Origin of the sequence: Sphingomonas glacialis, from assembly GCF_014653575.1 — a bacterium.
In the GTDB taxonomy this organism is placed as follows: Bacteria; Pseudomonadota; Alphaproteobacteria; order Sphingomonadales; family Sphingomonadaceae; genus Sphingomonas; species Sphingomonas glacialis.
The window spans coordinates 878,319-901,867 of sequence record NZ_BNAQ01000001.1 but is presented as its reverse complement, the minus strand read 5'-3'; the positions used below and the strand labels follow the sequence as shown (position 1 = coordinate 901,867).

At 69.5% G+C, this 23,549-nt stretch carries 13 protein-coding genes; 11 read left to right on the top strand and 2 right to left on the bottom strand.

Translation table 11 applies throughout. The features are described 5' to 3' along the window. Nucleotides 1-122 precede the first annotated feature (122 nt). The 6 genes from IE187_RS04275 to nagE are packed head-to-tail and all read left to right on the top strand — an operon-like array spanning nt 123 to nt 8,364. A complete protein-coding gene (locus tag IE187_RS04275) occupies nt 123-1,130 on the top strand; it encodes a glycosylasparaginase (RefSeq protein WP_189675226.1) in 1,008 nt (335 codons plus the stop codon). A gap of 10 nt (nt 1,131-1,140) precedes the next feature. Continuing rightward, on the top strand, nt 1,141-1,896 hold the full coding sequence (locus tag IE187_RS04270; RefSeq protein ID WP_229839219.1) for a copper homeostasis protein CutC: 756 nt from the start codon (nt 1,141-1,143) through the stop codon (nt 1,894-1,896). Nucleotides 1,897-1,946: 50 nt separating this feature from the next. Next, nucleotides 1,947-2,981, top strand: coding sequence for an SIS domain-containing protein (locus IE187_RS04265; protein ID WP_189675225.1), 1,035 nt, complete (start codon nt 1,947-1,949; stop codon nt 2,979-2,981). After that, entirely contained in the window at nt 2,978-4,135 is a 1,158-nt protein-coding gene (gene nagA, locus IE187_RS04260; protein WP_189675224.1) for an N-acetylglucosamine-6-phosphate deacetylase, read from the top strand. The genes IE187_RS04265 and nagA overlap by 4 nt, the downstream gene beginning before the upstream one ends. A 27-nt stretch (nt 4,136-4,162) precedes the next feature. Beyond that, nucleotides 4,163-6,658 (top strand): phosphoenolpyruvate--protein phosphotransferase, encoded by a 2,496-nt coding sequence (gene ptsP / locus IE187_RS04255; RefSeq protein ID WP_189675223.1) that lies wholly within the window; start codon nt 4,163-4,165, stop codon nt 6,656-6,658. Continuing rightward, entirely contained in the window at nt 6,655-8,364 is a 1,710-nt protein-coding gene (gene nagE, locus IE187_RS04250) for an N-acetylglucosamine-specific PTS transporter subunit IIBC (protein WP_189675222.1), read from the top strand. Before ptsP ends, nagE begins: the two co-directional genes overlap by 4 nt. Before the next feature lies 1 nt (nt 8,365). Here the strand turns inward: nagE and galA are convergent, their stop codons facing one another. Continuing rightward, a complete protein-coding gene (gene galA / locus IE187_RS04245; protein WP_189675221.1) occupies nt 8,366-11,266 on the bottom strand; it encodes a beta-galactosidase GalA in 2,901 nt (966 codons plus the stop codon). Between the two features lie 40 nt (nt 11,267-11,306). Further along, nucleotides 11,307-12,044 (bottom strand): GntR family transcriptional regulator, encoded by a 738-nt coding sequence (locus tag IE187_RS04240; protein WP_133189314.1) that lies wholly within the window; start codon nt 12,042-12,044, stop codon nt 11,307-11,309. A gap of 264 nt (nt 12,045-12,308) precedes the next feature. Between IE187_RS04240 and IE187_RS04235 the strand changes: the two genes are divergently transcribed. From IE187_RS04235 to IE187_RS04215, 5 genes are read left to right on the top strand one after another with little or no spacing between them, the layout of a single operon-like run. Then, nucleotides 12,309-14,669 (top strand): family 20 glycosylhydrolase, encoded by a 2,361-nt coding sequence (locus IE187_RS04235; RefSeq protein ID WP_229839218.1) that lies wholly within the window; start codon nt 12,309-12,311, stop codon nt 14,667-14,669. Continuing rightward, nucleotides 14,669-17,269, top strand: coding sequence for a beta-mannosidase (locus IE187_RS04230; RefSeq protein ID WP_189675220.1), 2,601 nt, complete (start codon nt 14,669-14,671; stop codon nt 17,267-17,269). The genes IE187_RS04235 and IE187_RS04230 overlap by 1 nt, the downstream gene beginning before the upstream one ends. Then, on the top strand, nt 17,266-19,809 hold the full coding sequence (locus tag IE187_RS04225; protein WP_189675219.1) for a glycoside hydrolase family 3 C-terminal domain-containing protein: 2,544 nt from the start codon (nt 17,266-17,268) through the stop codon (nt 19,807-19,809). The genes IE187_RS04230 and IE187_RS04225 overlap by 4 nt, the downstream gene beginning before the upstream one ends. Beyond that, nucleotides 19,806-21,239 (top strand): glycoside hydrolase family 125 protein, encoded by a 1,434-nt coding sequence (locus IE187_RS04220; protein WP_189675218.1) that lies wholly within the window; start codon nt 19,806-19,808, stop codon nt 21,237-21,239. The genes IE187_RS04225 and IE187_RS04220 overlap by 4 nt, the downstream gene beginning before the upstream one ends. Then, nucleotides 21,236-23,545 carry a GH92 family glycosyl hydrolase gene (locus IE187_RS04215; RefSeq protein ID WP_189675217.1) on the top strand — a complete coding sequence of 770 codons (2,310 nt, stop codon included), beginning with the start codon at nt 21,236-21,238 and terminating at the stop codon, nt 23,543-23,545. Before IE187_RS04220 ends, IE187_RS04215 begins: the two co-directional genes overlap by 4 nt. The last annotated feature ends 4 nt before the right edge of the window (nt 23,546-23,549 follow it).

Here is a 23,549-nt window from a genome sequence, read left to right as displayed (position 1 = left end):
TGGTCAGTAGGTTCTATTGGAATTGCTAGTCAGTCAATACCTAAATGATACCAGACCGAACCTCTTTTGACATTTATGTGGCATGTGGCATGATCGCATCATCGGTAGCGAAGGGGAACGGCATGACCAGTAGAAGATCATTGCTTGCGATGGTTGGCGCAGCGGCCGGCGCGTGGCCCGCTGCAAAGGTGCTTGGCGCGACCGGTGCTGGCGCGCCCGCGAGTGCACAGATCGTGTCGACCTGGGATTTCGGCGCCGCCGCCAATGACGCGGCGTTCGCGCGGCTGCGGCGTGGCGGCTCGCTGCTCGATGCGGTCGAGGCGGGCGCGATGGTGCCCGAGGCCGACCCCAACAATCACTCGGTCGGCTATAGCGGCTATCCCGACCGCGATGGCCATGTGACGCTCGACGCGGTCATCATGGACGACACCGGGCAAGTCGGCGCCGTCGCCGCGCTCGAGGATACGATGCACGCCATTTCGGTCGCGCGACGTGTGATGGAGAAGACGCCGCACACGCTGCTGGTCGGTGCCGGCGCAACGCGGTTCGCCAAGGATCAGGGTTTTCCGCAACAGACGCTGCTGACCCCCGAATCCGAGAAGGCGTGGCGCGAGTGGCTCAAGACCGCGCACTATAGCCCGCAGGCGAACAGCGAGAATGCGCCCTTCCACACGCCTGGCGGGGCGCTCGATCATGACACGATCGGCTTGCTCGCGCGCGATGCGCGGGGCCGGCTGGCGGGCGCCTGCACCACCTCGGGCATGGCGTTCAAGATGCGCGGGCGGGTCGGCGATTCGCCGCAGGTCGGTAGCGGGCTGTTCGTCGAGGCGGGCGTCGGCGGCGCGACGTCGACGGGTCTCGGCGAAGAAGTGACTCGTGTCGCGGGCAGCGCGCGCGTGATCGCCTCGATGCGCGCGGGGCGATCGCCGCAAGCGGCATGCGAGGAGGTCGTGCGCCACATCGCCACCCTGCGCGGCGCTGCGATCCGCGGCGTGCAGGTCGGATTCCTCGCGCTCGATCCGCGCGGAAATGTCGGCGCCTTTTGTTTGCTGCCGGGGTTCACCTATGCCGTGACCGACATGGCGGGACATACGGTGATCCACAAAGCGGCGTCGCTGTTCCAGGCATAGGCGGCACAGAGTGAAGGACCGGGTCATGCTCGAAGTGTGCGTCGAGACCGTCGCCGGAATCGGCGCGGCGGTGGCGGGTGGTGCCGATCGGATCGAACTGTGCGCGGCGCTGTCGGTCGGGGGGCTCACGCCGCCAGGTTCGCTGATCCGTGCGGCGGCAGAGGCGCCTTTGCCGGTTCATCTCCTGGCGCGGCCGCGCGCGGGCGGGTTCGTCTATGGTCCGGCCGAGCAGGCGTTGATTGCCGGGGATATGCGCGATGCTGCCGAGGCCGGGCTTGCGGGGGTGGTGATCGGCGCGTCGACCCCGGACTATTGCCTCGATACGACGCTGCTGGCGCAGTGGATCGCACTGGCCCGCGCGCTTGGCGCGGCGCGGGGCGTGCCGCTGTCGCTCACGCTGCATCGCGCGTTCGATCTGGTGCCCGATCCGGCGGCGGCGCTCGAGCAAGCGATCGCGCTCGGGTTCGATCGGATCCTGACCTCGGGCTGTGCGCCGCGCGCGATCGACGGCGTGGCGACGCTCGCCGCGCTGCAAGTGCAGGCCGCAGGGCGGATCGTCCTGCTTGCCGGGAGCGGGGTCACCCCCGCGACTGTCCCGGCGCTTCTCGCGACCGGAATCCGCGAAGTCCACGCCTCGGCGCGGACGCTCCACGATGTCGCCGAGGAGCTTGCCGAACGGCGTTTCGGCTTCCTCGGTCCGCAAGCGGGCGACACCGATGTCGCGCAGGTTGCCGCGCTCGCTGAAAAGTTGCGGTCCGCCCCTTGAGTAATACCAATATACAACCTATCCAGCCTGACCTCGCAGATGGATCGGGCATGCACGAAACCAAGTCTCCAGAGCCTGCGGGCGCCACGCTGATGTTCCAGGAGGCCGCCGACGCGGGCAACGCGGTTGCGCGGATGCTCGCCGCCAATGCAGCGACCTTTGCTGCGCTCGGCGCGCGGCTGCGCGCCGCGCCGCCGGCGGTGGTGGTGACGTGCGCGCGCGGGTCGTCCGACCATGCTGCGACCTTTGGCAAATATTTGATCGAAACCTATCTCGGCGTGCCGGTCGCCTCGGCCGCACCCTCGGTCGCCTCGGTTTATCATGCCCCGGCCGCGGCAGGGCGGGCGCTGTGCATCGCGATCTCGCAAAGCGGGCGCAGCAGCGACCTGTTGAGCACGGTTGCAGCACAGCAGGCAGCCGGCGGCCACGTGGTGGCGCTGGTCAACGATGTGGAATCTCCGCTCGCGCAGATGGCGGATACGCTGGTGCCGCTGTCGGCCGGGGTCGAGCGGTCGGTCGCAGCGACCAAATCGTATATCGCCGCGCTCGCCGCGCTCGCCGCGCTGGTCGCGGCGTGGCGCGAGGATGCGGCTTTGCAGGACGCGGTCGCGCGACTGCCCGAGACGCTGGCGCACGCCTGGACGCTCGATTGGCCCGAGGCCGCGGCGATGCTGCGGCCGGCGACCAACCTGTTCGTGATCGGTCGCGGGCTGGGGCTCGGCATCGCGCAGGAGGCTGCGCTCAAGCTCAAGGAAACCTGCGGGCTGCATGCCGAAGCGTTCAGCGCCGCCGAAGTGCGCCACGGTCCGATGGCGATCGTCGGCGCGGGGTTCCCGATCCTGGCCTTTGCCACCTCGGACCGGGCGGGCGACGACGTTCGCGCGGTCGCGGCCGAATTTGCCGCGCGCGGCGCGAACGTCGCGCTGTGCGATGCCGCCGCGGTGCCCGCGCTGCACGGTCATCCCGCCATCGAGCCGATCCTGATGATCCAGCGCTGCTATCGCATGGTCGATGCGCTCGCGCGGGCGCGCGGCTATGATCCCGACGCGCCAAGCCACCTCAGCAAGGTAACCATTACGCTATGACTTCGCATTCGTTCGTCAACGGTCATATCGTCACGCCGCGTGGGGTGCTCAGCGACGCGATGGTCGACGTCGAGGGCGGTATCATCGTCGCGATCGTCGACCGCGCCGGTCCAGGAGCGATCGATCTCGACGGCGGTTGGCTGATGCCCGGCTTCATCGATACACAGGTCAATGGCGGCGGCGGCGTCCTCTTCAACGACGCGCTGAGTGTCGAGGGCATTGCCGCGATCGGCGATGCGCATCGCCCGTTCGGCACAACCGCGTTCCTGCCGACGCTGATCAGCGATACCCACGAAGCGATCGCGCAAGCGCTCGACGCGACCGACGCGGCGATCGCGGCGGGCGTGCCGGGCGTGCTTGGTGCGCATATCGAGGGCCCGGTGATCAACATCGCGCGCAAGGGGATCCACGATCCTCGGCATTTCGGTGCGCTCGACGATGCGCTGATGGCGCTGCTGCTCAAGCCGCGGCGCGGCCAGGTGATGGTGACGCTCGCGCCCGAGCTGGCGCCGGCCGATCGAATCGCGGCACTGGCGCGGGCCGGGGTGCTGGTCAGCCTGGGACATAGCGACGCGACCTATGCCGAGGCGACCGCTGGGTTCGCCGCCGGGGTGACCGGCGTGACGCATCTGTTCAACGCGATGTCGCCGCTGGTCCACCGTGCACCGGGCGTGGTCGGTGCGGCGCTCGACGACAGCTATGTCTATTGCGGGCTGATCGTCGATGGCTTCCATGTCGACGATGCCGTGCTGCGGATCGCGCTGCGCGCACGACCGGCCGACCGGATGATGCTGGTGTCGGACGCGATGCCGTGCGTCAACGCGGCGACCAAGAGCTTCGTGCTGCAAGGGCGCGAGATCCATGTCGAGGGCGGGCGCTGCGTCGGCGCCGATGGCACGCTCGCCGGGTCCGACCTCGATATGGCGGCGGCGGTGCGCAACACCGTGGACCGCCTCGGCGTGCCTGCGGAACGAGCCGCGGCAATGGCGGCGACCAATCCCGCCGCATTCCTCGGCCTGTCGCGCGAACGCGGCACGATCGCGACCGGACGCCGCGCCGATTGGGTGCAGCTCGACGCCGGTCTCCATGCAGTGACGACGGTCATCGCCGGCGAGATCGCCGCGCACGCTCCGCCGCCATCGGTTGCGGCCTGAGCACGACCTACCTTTCTAGGAGAGACCATGGCGCCGATCCTGCTGTTCGCACCGCTGCAAGGCTGGGTCACTGCGCTCGAGGACGTTCCCGACGCGGTGTTCGCCGGCCGGATGCTCGGCGACGGGATCGCGATCGATCCGACCGGTACGTGCCTGTTCGCGCCGTGCGCCGGGCGCATCGTCGGCTTGCAGGCGACGCACCACGCGGTGACGCTCGAAGCCGATAACGGCGCGCAGATTATGATCCATCTCGGGATCGACACCGTCGCGCTGGGCGGGCGCGGTTTTACCGCGCGTGTCGCGGTCGGCGATGTGGTGGCGGCGGGCGATCCGCTGATCGACTTCGATCTCGACTTGCTGGTGCGCGAAGCGCGCGCGGTGGTGACGCCGATCCTGCTCGTCGAGGGCGTCGGGATCACGGTCGAGCGCACCGCCGATGTCGGCCTGATCGAAGTCGGCGCGCCGTTGATGACGTTGAGCGGTGGCCTCGGCGAGACCTTGGCCACCGATGCGACGGGGCCGACCGAGACGCGCCTGCTCCAGATCGCGCTGCCGCACGGCATCCACGCGCGCCCCGCCGGACGGATCGCGATGCTGGCGCGCAGTTTTACGGCGACCATTACGCTCGAGAAAGACGGGCAGGGGGCTCCGGCGACGAGCCCGACCGCGCTGCTCGCACTCGCCATCGGACGGGGCGATACGGTGCGGTTGATCGCGAGCGGGCAGGATTCGCTGGCGGCGCTCGATGCGCTGGTCGGATTGATCGAGAGTGGGATGGAGGAGCCGGTGGCGGCACCGACAGCGCCGGCCGCGGTCATGCCCCGCGACGTGCCCGACGGCGCGTTGGCCGGTGTCACCGCTGCGCCCGGCATCGCCATCGGGACGGTGCGGCATCACCGTGCGGTCGACCGCGAGGTTGCGCTCGAAGGCAATGGCATTGCTGCCGAGGAAACCGCCTTCCGGGCCGCACATGCCGCGCTGACTGGTGAGCTCGCCGAGCGCTCGGTCGCGGCGAGCGGCGCGGCGCGCGCCATTCTCGACGCGCATGCCGCGCTACTCGGCGACCCGGCGTTGCTCGATGCGACGCACGCCGGGATCGCGCGTGGCGAAAGCGCCGGCCATGCCTGGCGCAACGCGATCCGGCCGCAGGCTGACGCATTGCGCGGCGGCGGCGATGCCCGCCTCGCCGAGCGCGCCGATGATTTGCTCGATCTCGAACGACAGGTGCTGGCGCGGCTCGCCGGGGCGGAGTCGGGCACGGTGGAGTATCCCGCCGGGACAATCCTGCTTGCCGACGATCTGATGCCCTCGGACTTCCTCGCGGCAGGCGCAGGGCTGGCCGGGCTGTGCATTGCCAAGGGCGGGCCGACCTCGCATGTCGCGATCCTCGCCGCGGCGACGGGCGTGCCCGCGCTGGTCGCGATCGGTTCGGCTTTGCAGGGCGTGGCCGAGGGCACGCGCGTGATCCTCGATGCCTCGGCCGGCCTGTTGCACACCGCACCCTCGGCCGAGCAGTTCGCCGAAGCCGAACGCGCACAGGCCGTTGCCGCAACGCGTCGCGCCGACGCGCTCGCGCGTGCGCATACGCTGTGCCACACCGCCGATGGCGCGCGGATCGAAGTGGTCGCCAATCTCGGCCATCGCGCCGAGGCGGCGCCGGCAGTGGCGAACGGGGCCGAAGGCTGCGGGTTGCTGCGCACCGAATTCCTGTTCCTCGAACGCGCGACACCGCCGAGCGTGGCCGAACAGACCGCCGAGTATCAGGCGATCGCCGACGCGCTCGATGGGCGACCGTTGATCGTCCGCTTGCTCGACATCGGCGGCGACAAGCCCGCGCCTTATCTGCCGATCGCGCCCGAGGAAAACCCGGCGCTCGGCCTGCGCGGTATCCGCGTCGGATTGGCGCATCCCGATCTGCTCGAAGACCAGTTGCGCGCGATCCTGGCGGTGCGGCCGATCGGCCAGTGCCGGATCATGCTGCCGATGGTGGCGCGGATCGAGGAACTGCGCGCGGTGCGTGCCGTACTTGACCGGCTTCGTGGCGAACTGGCGATCGCCGAGCCCGTTGCGCTCGGCATCATGGTCGAAACCCCGGCGGCGGCAATCACCGCCGACCTGCTCGCGCGCGAGGCCGATTTCCTGTCGATCGGCACCAACGACCTGACGCAATATACGCTGGCGATGGACCGCGCCAATCCGGCGGTGGCGAGTGCGCTCGACGGGCTCCACCCCGCGGTCCTGCGGCTGATCGGCGAGACGTGTCGGGGTGGCGCGCGCCATGCGCGCTGGACCGGGGTGTGCGGCGGGCTCGCTTCCGATTCGCTCGCGGTGCCGATCCTGCTCGGGCTCGGCGTGACCGAATTGTCCGCGACCCCGGGTATGATCCCGACGATCAAGGCGCTGGTCGCCGGCCTGACGCTCGCCGCGTGCCGCACGCACGCCGCGCAAGCGCTTGAGTGCACCTCGGCCGATCACATCCGCGCGCTCGCGCGCGCCTTCGCCCCCCAGGAGATGCCGGCATGAAATCGATCCTCGGCGCGCTCCAGCCACTCGGTCGGGCGCTGATGCTGCCGATCGCCGTTCTGCCGATTGCCGGGCTCCTGCTGCGGCTCGGCCAGCCCGATCTCCACGGCCTGCCGTTCATCGGCGCGGCGGGGCAGGCGATCTTCGCGCATCTCGGGCTGCTGTTCGCGATCGGCGTGGCGACCGGTTTTGCGCGCGACGGCAATGGCGCGGCGTGCCTCGCCGGCGTGACCTGCTTCCTGGTGACGACCGAGGCGGGCAAGACCTTGCTGAGCGTTCCGCCAGAGGCCGCCGCCGGGTTCACCGGTGCGTCGATCGATCTCGCGGTCACGGCGTGGAAGGCCAAGGTGATGGCGCGGCTCGACGTTCCGATCGGCATTCTCTCGGGGCTGGTGGGGGGCCTGTTCTACAATCGGTTCGCGACGATCAAGCTGCCAGAATATCTCGCTTTCTTCGGTGGGCGCCGTTTCGTGCCGATCGTGGCGGGGCTGGCCGGGTTGCTGCTGGCGATGGTGGTCGGCTTCGGCTTTCAGACGATCAGCGGCGGGATCGACGCGCTGAGCTTTGCCGCGACCAGCGCCGGGGCGCCCGGCGTGTTCGCGTTCGGCGTGCTCAACCGGCTGCTGCTGGTGACCGGGCTGCATCACGTCCTCAACAACGTCGCCTGGTTCGTCGTCGGCGACTGGCACGGCACGACCGGCGATTTGCGGCGTTTCTTCGCCGGCGATCCGAGCGCGGGTAGCTTCATGGCGGGGTTCTTCCCGGTGATGATGTTCGGCCTGCCCGCGGCGTGCCTCGCCATGTATCACGCCGCCGCGCCCGACCGGCGCAAGGCCGTTGGGGGCATGCTGTTCAGCCTGGCGTTGACCTCGGCGCTGACCGGGGTGACCGAGCCGATCGAGTTCAGCTTCATGTTCCTCGCGCCATTGCTGTATGTGATCCACGCGCTGCTGACCGGCCTGTCGATGGCGGTGATGGATCTGCTCGGCGTGAAGCTCGGCTTCGGTTTCTCGGCCGGGCTGCTCGATTATGTCCTCAATTACGGCAAGGCGACGCGGCCGCTGCTGCTGTTGCCGGTCGGGGCGGTGTATTTCCTGCTCTATTACGGGCTGTTCCGCTTCTTCATCCGGCGCTTCGACTTGCCGACGCCGGGTCGCGAGCCGCTGCTCGGTACGCCGACGAGCGCGCCGCCGGTCGCGGCAGGCGGGCGCGGACGCGCGTTTGCGCAAGCGCTTGGTGGCAGCGCGAACCTCACCACGGTCAGCGCTTGCACGACGCGCCTGCGGCTGGTGGTGCGCGATCAGGCCGCGGTCGACGAGGCGGCGTTGAAGGCGCTCGGTGCGCGTGGGGTGATCCGTCCCTCTGCCACCGCACTGCAAGTCGTGCTGGGCCCGATCGCCGACCTGGTGGCGGTCGAGATCCGCGACGCGCTGGCAATGGGCGACGTCGCGGCGGCGACGCCGGTGGCGGACGAGACGGCCCCGCTGGTGCTGTCGGACCGGCTGATCGCGGCGCTGGGCGGTTCGGGCAATATCGCGGGCAGTTCACGGCATCATGGCCGGTTGCGGATCGCGCTCCGCAACGACGCCGCGGCCGATGCGGCGACGCTTGCCGCGCTTGGGCCGCACGGGATCGCGCGACCGGCGCCGGGGCTCGTGCATCTGCTTGGCAATGAGACCGCGCTGGCCGCGCTGGTGGTCGGCTGACCTAGTCGGCGGCCAGCGTCACCGGGCCGAGCAGCCCCGACGCGGTGTCGCGTTCGGCCTGAACCAGCAGCACGATGCGGCGACGCCCCGCGCCAGCGGGCATCCGGCCCGTTAGCGCAGCGGTTCCCGGGCCCTTGTCGGCGACGCGCTGCCCGTCGATCCACAGCTCGGCGCGCCCCGCGACCGACGCGAAGCGCAGCGTGCCGCCGCCAGCCGCCACCGCGCGCCATGGCTCGACGGACGCGCGATAGAGCTGCCAGCCGCCGGCCGCGTCAGGCGGGGATGGCGTTCCGGCGCGGACGAATGCCCAGCTGTTATTGTCGCCATCGGCCGGCGCCAGATCGGGCGAGGGGCGCTCGGCGAAGCGCATCGAGCGCCGCCACTGCGCAATCCGCTGCGCGCTTACCGTCACCGCAACTTGCGGCGGCGGCGCGATGGCCAAGCGGTCGATCGACAGCCGCGCGGGCTTCAGGCCGCCGGCGCGCGCCTCGATCAGCACCCGTCCGCGCCCGACATCGGCGCGGACGATCAGCTGCGCCAAGCCGTTGAACAGCGACCGTGCGCCGGCATGCGCGGCGGACTGCTCGGGCTCGTGGCAGTTGGGGTCGCCATTGCCGAGCCCGATGATCGCTGCACCCTGCACCGTGAAATCGACCGGCAGATTGGTGGTCGGCACATGGCGCCCGTGCGCGTCGATCGCATCGACCGTAATCGGCTGCACATCCTCGCCATCGCCTGCCATCACGTTGCGCGCAGGCGTCAGGCGCAATGCCACCGGCGGCCCGGCGGTCTCGTGCGCAGCCCGTGCGACGATCCGCCCGCTGCGCCGCGCGACGACGTCGATCCGGCCGGGGGCATAGGGCATTTTCCAGCTATTGCCGAGGAAGCGGTCGACCGGCTGCGTGCCGAGATCGCGCCCGTTGAGGCTGAGCGTCACCCGTTCGGCATTGCTCATCACCACGACATCGATGCTCTGCCCCTCACGCCCCGGCCAGGTCCAATGCGGGGCGAGGCTGACGACGGGCGCATCGTCGATCCATTGCGCGCTGCGCAAGCCGAAGGCGGTCTTGGGGAAGCCGCACAAATCGAGGATGCCGAACACGCTCGACGTGGTAGGCCAGTCATAGGGCGTCGGTTCGCCATGATAATCGAAGCCGGTCCAGACGAACCCGCCCGCGACGAACGGGCGATCGGCGATCATCTTCCAGCTCGGCCCATGCGGTGCGCCCCAGCCTGCCGCCTCGCGGTCATAGGACGTCGCGACATGCGCCTTCGGGTCGCTCTCGAACGCGCCGCGCGTCTGATAGGCGCTGGTGTCTTCGGTGCTGATGATCGGCTTGGTCGGGACCAGCCGATGGTAGACGTCATATTGGTCCTGATAATAATTGAACCCGGTGACATCGACTTCGGTCGAGGTGTTGACCGGATCGTTGAACGCGCCGTTCATTGCGACCGTCACCGGCCGCGCAGAGTCGAGCCGTTTGAGCGTCGCAACCATCCGCCGCGTCATTTCGACGCCCTGCGGTGTCGATTTGAGCGGTTCCTCGTTCCACAGCGTCCAGATGATGATGCTGGGGTGGTTGCGATCGCGCCGGACGAGCCATTCGAGCTGCGCCTTGTAATCGGGTGACGAGTTGAAGTGGCGGTTCTCGTTCATCACGAGCATCCCGATCCGGTCGCAATAGTCGAGCAGTTCGGCGGTCGGCGCATTGGACGACATGCGCACCGCATTGCAGCCCATCGCCTTCAGCCGTTGCAGCCGCCAGTAGAGCAGGGCATCGGGCATGGCGGTGCCGACGCCAGCGTGATCCTGATGGATGCACACGCCTTTGATCTTCACCGCGCGATCATTGAGGAAAAAGCCCTGCGCGGCATCGAAACGAATCGTGCGGAAGCCGATCGGGATTTGCCGCAGATCGACCACGGTGCCCTCGCGCAGCACGCGTACGCGGACGGTGTACAGCGTCGGCGTCTCGACCGACCACAGTTTTGGATCGCCGACGTCGAGCGTCAGCGCTGCATCGACCTGGTCGAGCACCGGCACGCTCACGGCGACGCTTGCGTGCGTCACTTCGCGGCCATCGGGGTCGAGCAGCGCGGCCTCGATCGTTACCGCCGCGGCTGCGCGCTCGATATTGCCGAGCGTCGCCACGACGGGAACGTGCCAGCGCCCTGCGGCATCGCGGCGCGGATCGCAATGCACACCGTCGCTGACGATCGCGACCGGCGCGCGGCGCACCAGCCAGGCGTGGCGATAGAGCCCGGCGCCTTCATACCACCAGCCTTCCCACGCGCTCGCATCGACGCGGATCGCGATGACATTGGGCTCGTCGCCATAGGTCGCGAACGGCGTGATGTCGGCATGGATGCTGGCATAGCCTGACCAGCTATGCGCGACGACGCTGCCATTGACCCAGATCGTGGCATTTGTCGCGATTCCGTCGAACTGCAGCTCGATCGTCTTGCCGCGATCCGCGGGGTCGAGCAGCAGCGTGCGGCGATACCAGCCAATCCCGCGAGGGCGATAGCCTTGCGAGACGTTCGCGCTGTGCACGTATGGCTGCGCTGCCGCCCAATCATGCGGCAAGCGCACCGCGGCCCAATCGCTATCGTCATACAGCACCGCCGCCGCGCCGATCGCGTTGCCCGCCATCGCCGAGAGATAGGTGTCGTTATGGCTGGCGGGCGCCGGCGCGGGAATGTCGCCTCCGTGGAACCGCCAACCGAGGTCGAGCAGCATGCGCGCCGGATCCTGTTGCGGCAGCCGGGGTGGCAGCTGCGTTTCGGGTTGCGGCATCGGGAAACCGTCGGTCTGTTTCGGCACGGCGGCAGCTGCCACGCCGGGAACGGCGCGCAAGGCACTCAGGCCCGCGCTGGCGAGCAGAAGCTGGCGACGGTTCATGGCAATACTCCGGGGAGGGAAATTCGGCTCGCGAACCCGGCTAAAGGTCGGACAGTTCGGCGACGAAATCATAGGCGTCGCCGCGATAGTAAGAGCGGGTGAATTCGGCGGCGCGGCCGTCCTTGAGGAACCCGCGGCGCTCGATCAGAAGCCCGGGTTGCCCTGGGTCGACGCCAAGCATCCGCGCATGCTCCGTGCCGAACGGGACGGCGCGCAAGCGCTGCAGCGCGCGCACCGGGCGGCTGCCGGCCTTTTCCAGCGCGGTGTAGAGCGAGTCCTCGACCGCGCCGAGATTGGGCAGGCAATAGCCGGCGATGGTCGAGAATTCGAGCGCCATCGGCTGATCGTCGGCAAGCCGGATGCGGTGGAAACGATAGACCGGCGTGCCGGGCGAGAGCCCGAGCGACATCGCTTCCTCGGGATCGACGGTACCGGCGGCGCGGCTGATCCAATGGGTCGAGGCGGTCTTGCCGCGCGCTGCCATATCCTCGGAGAAAGACGACAGTTTCGAAAAGTTCTTCTCGACGCGGCCGGTGACGAAGGTGCCCGCACCACGTCGGCGCGTGAGCAGACCCTCTTCGACCAACCCGCCGATCGCCTTGCGTACGGTGATGCGCGAAATGGCATATTCGGTCGCAAGGTCGCGCTCGGCGGGGATCGCGTCGCCTTGCGCGAGCAGATCCTGGCCGATCGCTTCACGGATAAGGTGCTGCAGCTGGATGTAGAGCGGCGCCGGGTTGCCCTTGCGGAAATGGCCGATCTGTTGCGAAAATTCCAAAGTCCGTCCCTCTTGCCCCGTACCGGCCCCCGCCTGCGTCGCGGGCCGCGACGCAGACATGGCGGCGAGCCTAATGCGTCGATGGCTGGTGAGCAATCGGGTTTGGTCGGAATCCAGATTGGTATTCTTGCTCAGGGCGCGTGCAATGCTGCGATTGCGCAAAAGGAGCCACTTCGGCTGCTTTGTCGCGCTTGCAAGTGGACTTATATTGGTTACACTTCATCGCAAGAGCACGCGCTGTCGCGTCGCAATGGGGGACGGTCGATGACGAACGGGACGCGCAGCAAGAGCCAGCGCGCCATGCGACGGATCGCTCGTCTCGCCGCCGCGGCGGCAGCCGTCACCCCGGCGCTGCTCGCCGCCCAGCAAGCGACGTTGCCGCTGCTTCCCATGCCCGCCAGCATCGTTCGCGGCGCTGGCAGTTTCATCGTGGCTGCTGGGGCGGGGATCAGTGTTCCGGCGGGCGACGCGGATGCCGAAGGCGCGGCGCAATTGCTGGTCGCGCAGGTCGCCGGCACACGCGGCCTCGCGCTGCGCCTGACGCGCGACGCCGCGCCGATCCGCTTCGAGCGCGATCCGGCGGTGGTCGGCGCGGAGGGTTATCGGCTCACGGTTGATGCGCACGGCATCCGCATTGCCGCGGCGACGCATGCCGGGCTGGTCTATGGCGCGATGACGCTGGCGCAATTGCTCAGCCCCGATGGCGCGCGCGGCGGTGCGGTCGCGGTGCCGCTGCTCGACATTCGCGATGCGCCGCGCTTTGCCTGGCGCGGGTTGATGATCGATCCCGCGCGACATTTTCAGCCGCTGCCGTCGCTCTACCGGATCGTCGACCAGATGGCGGCGGTGAAGCTCAACACGCTCCATTTGCATCTCACCGACGACCAGGGTTGGCGCTTCGAGGTCAAGCGCTATCCCAAGCTGACCGAGATTGGCGCGTGGCGGAAGGGGCCCAGCACCGGCGGCCCGGCGCCGACGACGCGCGTCGGCGGTTTCTACACCCAGGACGAACTGCGCGCGCTGGTGCGCTACGCCGCCGATCGCAGCATCACGATCGTTCCCGAGATCGACTTGCCGGGCCATGCGCAGGCTTTGGTCGCCGCCTATCCCGAAATGGGCGTGCTCGGCGACCGGCCGGTGGTGAGCCACGATTGGGGCGTCAATCCGTATCTGTTCGATCCCGGCCCCAAGGGCGTGGCCTTTGTCGAGAATGTGCTCGACGAACTGATCGCCGTCTTCCCCGGCAGCTTCGTCCATCTCGGTGGCGACGAAGCGGTCAAGGATCAGTGGCAGCGCTCGCCGCGCGTCCAGGCGCAAATGAAGACGCTCGGTCTCAAGGACGAGAATGCGCTGCAGAGCTGGATGATCGACACGTTCGGTCGCTATCTCGCGAGCAAGGGGCGGCGGCTGATCGGCTGGGACGAGATCCTCGAAGGCGGCCTGCCGCCGTCCGCCTCGGTGATGTCGTGGCGCGGCGAGAAGGGCGCGGTCGATGCCGCCAACCAGGGGCATGACGTGGTGCTGACGCCCGCGCCGACGCTGTATTTCGACAGCCTGCAAAGCGATCAGGCCGACGAGCCGCCCGGGCGCCTGTCGATCCAGACGCTCGCCGATGTCTACGCCTATGAGCCGATGCCCGCCGGGATCGATGCCGCCAAGGCCAAGCACGTGCTCGGCGCGCAGGGCAATGCGTGGAGCGAATATCTCGTCACGCCGTATCAGGTGCAGCACGCCGTCTTCCCGCGCGCCGCCGCGCTCGCCGAGACGACCTGGTCGACCGCGCCGCGCGATTTTCCCGGCTTCGTCGCGCGGCTGCGGCCGCAGGTGCTGCGCTGGCGGCAGGGCGGGATCGAGGTCGCCGACAGCGCCTTTGCCGTGACCTATCGCGTGCAGGGGACGCGCGGCGATGCGCTGCGGAGCGGCAAGCTGAACGTCGCGCTGGCGACGCAGGTGCCCGCCGGCACGATCCGCTACACGCTCGACGGCAGCGCGCCGGGCGCCCGGTCGCCCGCCTATGCCGCACCGCTGGCGCTCGCGTCCGGCGCGACGATCCGCGCGGCGGCGTTCGGCGACGACGGCGTCGCGATCGCCGGCGCGCGGGCGTTCGCGACCGACCGTGCGGCGCTGCTCCATCGCGCGGCGTCCGATCTGGTGGCGTGCCCGCGCGGCGCGCTCGGCTTGCGCGTGCCGTTGACGTCGGAGGCGCAGGGCAATGCGCCGGTGTTCAACATCAACCTGTTCGACACGTGCAGCGCCTATCCCGCCGCCCCGCTCGACGTGGCGAAGGGCTTTACGGTGCAAGTCGCGCGGCTCGCGCGGCATTACGGGCTGGCGCACGAAGCTTCGGCAGTGCGCGAGCATTACAACGTGACCGCGCATGGCGAGCTCGTCGTGCTCGCCGGCTGCCAGGCCGGGCGCAAGGGGCCGCCCGACAAGGATGCGCCCGCACCGGTGGTGGCGGCGAGCTTCCCCTTGCCCTATCCGGCGACCGCGCCGACGCTGCTGACCTTCTCGGGCGCGCTGCCTGCGATGGCGGGGGATCGCGACCTGTGCTTCCAGTTCACCTCGCCGGTCGCCGAACCCTATTATGCGGTGGCCGACGTCCAGCTGAAGGAAGCCCGCTGATGCGCGCGGTCCTCCGCGGGGTTGCGCTGGCGGCGTTGCTGTCGAGCGCGAGCTTCGTCGGCGCGGCACCGCGGCAGGCGATCACGCTCGACAGCGGATGGCAGGCACGGATCGCCCCCGGCGATACCGACGCGGTCGCCGCGCACCGGCGCGAGGCGCGTTGGTTTGCGGTGCAGGTGCCCGGCAGCATCCAGCAGGATCTGATCGCGCAGCACCGCGTGCCCGATCCGTTCCTCGCGACGAATGAAGCCGCGATCCAATGGGTCGGGCAGACCGACTGGCAGTATCGCCATACCCTCGTCGCGACGCCGGCGCTGCTGGCGCGCGATCATCTCGATCTGGTGTTCGACGGGCTCGACACCTTCGCGACCGTGACGATCAATGGGCAGGCCGTGCTCAGCGCCGACAATGCGCATCGTCGCTGGCGGATCGACGCCAAGCGCTACCTTAAGCCCGGCGCGAACACGATCCTGATCACCATCGCCGCGCCGATCCGCGTGCTCGCGCCAGTCGTGCTGGCGGCGAAGCGGTCGCTGCCGGGCGAGTATGACTCGGCGTTCGGCGATGATCCCGGCGGGCGCCAGACGTCGCCTTATATCCGCAAGCCGAAATACCAGTACGGGTGGGACTGGGGTCCGCGGATCATCGCGATCGGGCCGTGGCGCCCGGTTCGGCTCGAGGCGTGGGACAGCGCGCGGATCGACACGCTGCGCGTCGACCAGGATGCGCTGAACGATGCCGAGGCGCGGTTGTCGGCGCGCGCGACGGTGCAGGCGGATCGTGCCGGAGTGGCGACGCTGCGCGTGGTGCTGACCGCGCCCGACGGTTCGCATCAGACGGTGACGCAGCGCGTCACGCTGGCGGCGGGGGACAATGCGGTGACGTTGCCGCTCACCGTCGCGCAGCCGCAGCGCTGGCAGCCGGTCGGCTACGGCAAGCAGCCGCTCTACCGGGTGGCGGCGACGCTCGAGCAGGATGGCGCTGCGACCGACACGGCCGAACGGCGGATCGGCCTGCGCACGGTCCAGCTGATCCGCGATGGCGGCGCGATGGGCTTCCGCGTCAACGGCACGCCGATCTTCGCCAAGGGTGCCAACCTGATCCCGTTCGACAGCTTGCCGAAGCGGACCACCACGGAAACGATGCGCCCGCTGCTGCTCGCCGCACGCGACGCCAACATGAACATGCTGCGCGTCTGGGGCGGTGGCTATTATCTCGACGACGCCTTTTACGACATGGCCGACGAGCTCGGGCTGATGGTGTGGCAGGACTTCATGTTCGGCGGGGCGGTCACGCCGCCCGACGCTGCGTTTCGCGCCAATGTCCGCATCGAGGCGGAACAGCAGGTCGAACGGCTCGCCAATCACCCCTCGATCGTCCTGTGGGCGGGCGGCAATGAAGTGCTGTCGGGCTGGGAAAATTGGTCCGACCGCAAGGCCTATAAGCGCGCCGTCGGGCCCGACGAGCAGGAGCGCGTCGGCGCGGGGATGGCGGTGTTGTTCGATCGCGTGCTGCGCGACGCGGTGCTGACGCGATCGCCGGGCACGCCCTATTGGCCGGGCTCGCCGTCGACTGACTATGAGGGACCGGTCGATACCGATGATTCGGGCGACCGCCATTTCTGGGACGTCTGGTCGGGCTCGAAACCGGTCGAGCGCTATCTCGATGCGTGCCCGCGCTTCATGTCGGAATATGGCTTCCAGGCGATGCCTGACATGGCGACGATCCGCGACTTCGCCGGGCCGGGCGCGCTGACCCCGGACAGTCCGGTGCTGAAGGCGCACCAGAAGTTCCTGGCGGGCGAGGGCAATGCGCGGCTGCGGCTCTACATCCACGACCGGCTCGGCGAGCCCAGGGATCTCGGCGATTTCGTCTATTTGAGCCAGGTCAACCAGGCCGAGGCGATCGCGCTGGCGGCGCTGCATCACCGCGCGTGCCGCCCGGTGACGATGGGCTCGCTCTACTGGCAGCTCAACGATGTCTGGCCGGCAATTTCCTGGTCGAGCATCGATCATGCCGGCCGCTGGAAGCTGCTCCATTATGCCGCGCGCCGCTTCTTCGCGCCGCAGGTGATCGTCGCCGAACATGTTGGCGGGGCGACCCGGCTTGCCCTCGTGTCCGACGCGACCGCGCCGACGCCCGCTCGCTGGCGCATCCGGGCGTTCGACATGGCCGGCCGGCTGCTCGCTGAGCACGGCGCTGCCGTCACGCTGCCGCCGCTCTCCGCCACCGAGGCGGCGCGGATCGACGATGCCGCGCTGTTTGCCGGGGCCGACGCCAAAACGAGCTATGCGGTGGCCGAATTGCTGGTCGGCGATGCCCCGGTCAGCCGCGCGATCGTCGAGCTCGGGGTGCCCAGGGACATGGCCTATCCCGATCCCGGATTGCGCGCGACCTGGCATCGCCGCGAGGTGACCGTCACCGCGACGGCGCTCGCCCGTGCGGTGATGCTCGATTTCGGCGCAGTGGGCGCGCAGCCGTCCGACGACGGGTTCGACCTGCTGCCCGGCGAAAGCCGCACCGTCAGCGTCGCGTCGACGGCCTCGCCGGCCGCGTTGGCGCGGGCGCTGACGCTGCGCTCCTTGGGGTCGCGCCGATGATCTGGATGTTGCTCGCGGCACAGGCCGCGCAATTGGACCCCGCGGCGATGACGCCCGAGGAGAAGGCGGCGCAGCTGCAAAGCAGCGCGCCCGCCGATTCGAAGGCCGGGCTGCCGGCCTATGACTGGTGGAGCGAAGGGCTGCACGGCCTGGCGCGCGATGGCTATGCGACCGTCTTCCCGCAGGCGATCGGCATGGCGGCGACGTGGGACGCGCCGCTCGTCAAGCGCATCGGCGACGTCGTCGCGACCGAGGCGCGCGCCAAGTTCAACGCACGACCGGTCGATGCCGAGCGGCGGATCTACGAGGGGCTGACGATCTGGTCGCCCAACATCAACATCTTCCGCGATCCGCGCTGGGGGCGGGGGCAGGAGACTTACGGAGAGGACCCGTATCTGACCGGGCGGCTCGGTGTCGCCTTCGTCACCGGCCTGCAAGGGCCCGATCCGGCGCATCCCAAGGTGATCGCCACGCCGAAGCATTTCGCGGTCCACAGCGGCCCCGAGGCGGGGCGCGACGGCTTCGACGTCGATCCCTCGCCGCAGGATCTCGAGGCGACCTATCTCCCCGCGTTCCGCGCGGCGATCACCGAGGGCAAGGCGGGGTCGCTGATGTGTGCGTACAATGCGATCCACGGCGTTCCGGCCTGCGCCAGCGCTCCGCTGCTGGTCGAGCGGTTGCGGCACGACTGGGGGTTTACCGGCTTCACCGTGTCGGACTGCGATGCGGTCGGCAACGTCCAGCTGTTCCACCATTACCGGCTCGATGCGGCGGGTGCCGCGGCGGCGTCGCTCAGGGGCGGGACCGACCTCAATTGCGGCACGACCTATGCCGCGCTGCCGGCGGCGCTGCGGCGCGGGCTGGTTAGCGAAAGCGAGATCGACACCGCGCTGGCGCGTACCCAGGCGGCACGGCGCGCGCTCGGTATCGCTTATGGCGCGACCAGCCCGTGGTCGCGGATCGCGCCCGATCAGGTCGCGACCCCCGCGCATCAGGCGACTGCGCTCGAGGCGGCGCGCAAGTCGATCGTGCTGCTGCAAAATCGTGGCGACCGCCTCCCGCTCAAACCGGGGGTGCGGATCGCGGTGATCGGCGCCGATGCCGATGATCTCGGCGTGTTGCAGGGCAATTACCACGGTACCGCGGTGGCGCCGGTTACCCCGCTCGACGGCATCCGCCGCGCGTTCGGTGCGGGGAATGTGCGCTACGCCCAGGGGTCGGTGCTCGCCGATGGCGCGCCGGTGCCGGTGCCCGAGACGGCGCTTCGGGCGGACGGGGCCGCCGGCCTGCGTGCAGAGTATTTCGCGACGCACGATCTCACCGGCGCGCCGCTGGTGACGCGGCACGAACGGCGGATCGATCTCGACTTCAATCGCGCCGCGCCCGTCGCGGGGCTCGGTGCGACGTGGAGCGCGCGCTGGTCGGGCGAGCTCGTCCCGCCGGGGCCGGGGGCGTACCGGCTCGTCGTCGACGTTCCCGCCTGCTGGAAATATTGCAAGGCGCACGATGCCGTGCGGCTGTGGATCGACGGACGTCCGCTCGCGACGGGCGCGGTGGCGAAGGGGCGGATCGAAATCCCGCTGAACAGCGACGGCCGCTCGCTGTCGTTCAAGCTCGAGCTCGATCACAGCAGCGAGGATGAAGGGATCCGCTTGCTGTGGGAGCCACCGGCCGACGCGTTGCGCGGCGAGGCGGTGGCCGCGGCGAAGGACGCCGACGTGGTGGTGGCGGTGGTCGGCCTGTCGCCCGATCTCGAAGGCGAAGCACTGTCGGTCAGCGTGCCGGGCTTCGTCGGCGGCGATCGCACCGACATCGCGCTGCCGTTCGCGCAGCGCCGCTTGCTCGACGCGCTCAAGGCGACGGGCAAGCCGCTCGTGATCGTCCTGACCAGCGGCAGCGCGGTCGCGCTCGACCCGCAGGCCGCCGATGCGATCCTCGCCGCCTGGTATCCCGGCGAAGCGGGCGGCACCGCGATCGCCGAGACGCTCGCCGGGCGCAACAATCCTTCGGGGCGGCTGCCGGTGACCTTCTACGCCAGCACCAACGACCTGCCGGCGTTCGTCGATTACGGGATGAAGGAGCGCACCTATCGCTATTTCACCGGAACGCCGCTGTGGGGCTTCGGCCACGGCCTGAGCTACACGCGTTTCGCCTATGCCGCGCCGGTCGCCCGCGTCAGCGTCGTCGCCGGGCAGAGCGCGTCGATCCGCGTCCGCGTCCGCAACGTCGGGGCGCGGGCGGGCGAGGACGTGGTGCAGGCCTATCTCGTCCCGCCGGCCGGGGCAGGGGGCGGACTGACCACGCCGGTGCTGCAGCGCCAACTCGTCGGCTTCAGCCGCCTCGCGCTCGCACCCGGCAAGCACGGCGAGGCCAGCTTCACGCTCGATCCGCGTCGCCTCAGCCTGGTCGCGCGCGACGGGACGCGCGCGGTCGAGCCGGGCGCGTATCGGCTGTTCCTCGGTGGCGGCCAGCCGGGCGACGCTGCCGGTGTGTGGGTCGATCTCGCGATCACCGGCACGCGCCAGGTCTTGCCGAAGTGACGCTCACTCGCCGCGATGCGCTGGGCGTGGGCTTGGGCGGCGTCGCGCTGGCGGCGGCGGCGCCCGCCCGCGCCGCGCCGGCTTTCGCGAGCCTGCGTCCGGCCGCTGCCGCGAGATCGTTCGTCAGCCCGGCGGTCGAGCGCGAGATCGTGCGCGTCGGCGCGCTGATCGCCGACCCCAAGCTGCGCTGGATGTTCGCCAATTGCTATCCCAACACGCTCGACACGACGGTGCGGATGGGCGTGGTCGACGGCGCACCCGACGCGTTCGTCATCACCGGCGATATTCCGTGTATGTGGCTGCGCGATTCCTCGGCGCAGTTGACGCCCTATCTGCATCTCGTGCGCGGCGACCCCGCGCTCGCCACGCTGTTCCGCGGGCTGATCGCGCGGCAGGCGCGGTCGATCCTGATCGACCCCTATGCCAATGCCTTCCTCGAGGATCCTGCCGCGAAGACCGATCTCGACTGGGCGCTGCACGATCGCACCGAAATGAAGCCGGGCGTCGCCGAGCGCAAATGGGAGATAGACTCGCTCTGCTACCCGATGCGGCTCGCGCACGGCTATTGGCAGGCGACGAATGATCCGGCGCCGTTCGACGCGCAGTGGGCCGCCGCTGCCCGGTTGAGCGTCGCCACCTTCCGCGCGCAGCAGCGCAAGGACGGGCCGGGACCCTACCGCTTCCTGCGCGCCTCGGATCGCAATATCGAGACGGTGCCGCTCGAGGGATGGGGCAATCCGTCGCGTGCCGTAGGGTTGATCCACAGCGCGTTCCGGCCCTCGGACGATGCCTGTGTCTATCCGTTCCTGATCCCGTCCAACCTGTTCGCCGTCACCGCCTTGCGCGAGCTGGCGACGGTGGCAACCGGCGCGCGTCAGGACGCAAAGCTCGCCGCCGATGCGCGTGCGCTGGCGGACGAAGTCGAGCATGCGCTGCGAGCCTATGGCCGGATGCGGCTGCGCGACGGGCGCGAGGTCTGGGCGTATGAAGTCGATGGCTTCGGCAACGCGCTGTTCATGGATGATGCCAATGTCCCGTCGCTGTCGGGGCTCGCCTATCTCGGCTGCGCTGCGCTGCGCGATCCGCTGTGGCGGCGGACGCGCGATGCGGCGTGGAGCGACGCCAACCCCTATTTCTTCCGCGGCGCGGCCGGCGAGGGGATCGGCGGTCCGCATGTCGGCCTGCGCCAGATCTGGCCGATGTCGCTGATCGTCCGCGCGCTGTCGAGTGACGATCCGGCGGTCATCCGGCGCTGCCTCAAGACGTTGCGCGACAGCGACGCCGGCACCGGCTTCATCCACGAAAGCTTCGACCAGGACGATCCCGCGCGCTTCACGCGGCGCTGGTTCGCCTGGGCCAACGGGCTGTTCGGCGAGCTGATCGTGCGGCTCGCGACGTCCCGACCCGCGTTGCTGGGGCAGCCGCTATGACGATCGACCGACGGACCCTGCTCGGCAGCTCCGCGCTGGCGCTGCTCGCGAGCACGCTGCCTGGGCGCGGCGCGGCACGCACGCTAAGCGATGCACCCAATCTGCTGATCGGCACTGGCGGCGACGGGCATACCTATCCCGGCCCGACGCTGCCGTTCGGCATGGTCCAGCTCGGCCCCGATACCGATGTCGAGCGCTGGGCGACCTGCTCGGGCTATCACCATGGCGACGGCTCGATCATGGGGTTCAGCCATACCCATCTGTCGGGCACCGGGATCGGTGACATGCTCGACGTTATGCTGATGCCGGGGACGGGGCTGGTGCAGCTCGAGCCGGGGCCGTTGTCCGACCCCGACGCGGGCTATCGCCAACGCTTTTCGGACGAGCGGGCGGAGCCCGGCCTCTACCGTGTCGCGCTCGAATCGGGCGTGCGGGCCGAGCTGACGGTGACCGAGCGCACCGGCTGGCACCGCTATACCTTTCCCAATGGGGCAGGGCACGTCCTGCTCGACCTGTCGCACCTCATCGGCGATGCGCCCGGCGCGGCGCCACTCATCGACGAGGTCAGCGTAGCGATCGACGGCGACGGCACGATTACCGGCGGGCGCCGGGTGTTCCGCTGGGCCAAGGGGCGGCGCATCCACTTTGCGCTGCAAGCCTCGCGCCGGCCCGACCGGGTCAGTTTCTTCGGCGATAGCGATGTCGCGCAGCCCGCTGGCACGCGGCAGGTCGCGGGCAAACGGCTGAAGATGGTGCTGCACTGGGACGATGCCGGCGCCACGCCGATCGTGCTGCGCTGCGCGATTTCGGGCGTCGACGTCGCCGGCGCGCGGGCGAACCTGGCCAGCGAGGCCAGGGACTGGAATTTCGACGCCGTCGTCCACGCAGCCCGCGCAAAGTGGGCGAAGGCGCTCGATGCGGTGCGCGTCACCGGTGGCAGCGCCGACCAGCGCGCGATCCTGGCGACCGCGCTGTATCACGCGCAGCTCGCGCCGACGCTCTTCTCCGATATCGACGGGCGCTATGCCGGGCTCGACGGGCACGTCCACACCGTGCCCGCCGGCGGTGCGGCCTATAGCAGCTGGTCGCTGTGGGACACGTATCGCGCGCTGCATCCGCTGCTCACGCTGATCGATCCGGCGCGCACCAAAAGCCTGATCGACGATCTGATCCGCCAGACCACGCAATCGCGCTATGGCCCGCTGGTCTGGCCGTTGCAGGGCAAGGAGACGGGGACGATGATCGGCTGGCACGGCGTCGTCCCGCTCGCCGAGGCGCAGGCCAAGGGCGTGCCCGCCGACTATGCCGCGGCCTGGCCGGCGATCGCCAAGCGCAGCTTCGACTTCACCGCGCCCGACCGCAACAACAGCCGCGGCCGCGAGCTGTACGACCGGCTCGGCTATGTGCCCGCCGACGGGGTCGACGAAAGCGTCAGCCGTACGCAGGAATATGCCTATGACGACTGGGCGTCGTCGCACATCGCGCGCGCGGCCGGGGCAAGCGAAGCCGCCGATCGGCTGTTGCGACGCTCGGGCAACTGGAAGAACGTCATCGACACCGGCACCGGCTTTGCCCGGCCGCGCTTTGCCGATGGCAGCTGGTGGTCGCCCTACGATCCGATCCAGCTCGGCCACACGAGCCAATATCGCGACTATACCGAGGCCAATGGCTGGCAGGCGACCTTTCTCAACCAGCACGACATCTATGGCCGGATCGCGCACGGCGGCGGCGATGCTGCGTTCGCGGCGAAGCTCGACGCGCTCTTCTCGGCGCCGTCGACCTTGCCCGCCAACGCCCCGCCCGACATTTCCGGCCTGGTCGGGCAATATGCGCATGGCAACGAGCCCGACCAGCATGCCGCCTATCTCTATGCCTATGTCGGCCAGCCGTGGAAGACGCAGCGGCTGGTCCGGCGGCTTTGCACCGAGATGTACCGCAACGACCCCGACGGCATCATCGGCAATGACGATTGCGGGCAGATGAGCGCGTGGTTCGTCTTCTCGGCGCTGGGTTTCTATCCGGTCGACCCGATCGAGGCGGCCTATGTGTTCGGTTCGCCTCTGTTCGAGCGCGCCGACGTGCGGCTCGGCGACAAACGGCTGGTGATCGAGGCGCCCGGCAACCGCGCCGATACGCCCTACGTCGCCGCCGTCGCGTGGAACGGCGCGCCGTGGAGCAAAAGCTGGATCGACCATCGCACGCTGGCGGGGGGCGGCACGCTGCGCTTCACCATGTCGGCCACGCCCAATCCGCGCTTCGGCGAAGCGCGCGCCGATCGCCCGCCGTCGTTCGGCCACCCTGCCTGATTTT

Bases quoted from the DNA above. Each gene is read 5' to 3' on its own strand.
- IE187_RS04235 (WP_229839218.1), top strand. From the start codon at position 12,309: ATGACGAACGGGACGCGCAGCAAGAGCCAGCGCGCCATGCGACGGATC.
- nagE (WP_189675222.1), top strand. From the start codon at position 6,655: ATGAAATCGATCCTCGGCGCGCTCCAGCCACTCGGTCGGGCGCTGATG.
- IE187_RS04215 (WP_189675217.1), top strand. From the start codon at position 21,236: ATGACGATCGACCGACGGACCCTGCTCGGCAGCTCCGCGCTGGCGCTG.
- IE187_RS04275 (WP_189675226.1), top strand. From the start codon at position 123: ATGACCAGTAGAAGATCATTGCTTGCGATGGTTGGCGCAGCGGCCGGC.
- ptsP (WP_189675223.1), top strand. From the start codon at position 4,163: ATGGCGCCGATCCTGCTGTTCGCACCGCTGCAAGGCTGGGTCACTGCG.
- IE187_RS04265 (WP_189675225.1), top strand. From the start codon at position 1,947: ATGCACGAAACCAAGTCTCCAGAGCCTGCGGGCGCCACGCTGATGTTC.
- nagA (WP_189675224.1), top strand. From the start codon at position 2,978: ATGACTTCGCATTCGTTCGTCAACGGTCATATCGTCACGCCGCGTGGG.
- IE187_RS04225 (WP_189675219.1), top strand. From the start codon at position 17,266: ATGATCTGGATGTTGCTCGCGGCACAGGCCGCGCAATTGGACCCCGCG.
- IE187_RS04230 (WP_189675220.1), top strand. From the start codon at position 14,669: ATGCGCGCGGTCCTCCGCGGGGTTGCGCTGGCGGCGTTGCTGTCGAGC.
- galA (WP_189675221.1), bottom strand. From the start codon at position 11,266: ATGAACCGTCGCCAGCTTCTGCTCGCCAGCGCGGGCCTGAGTGCCTTG.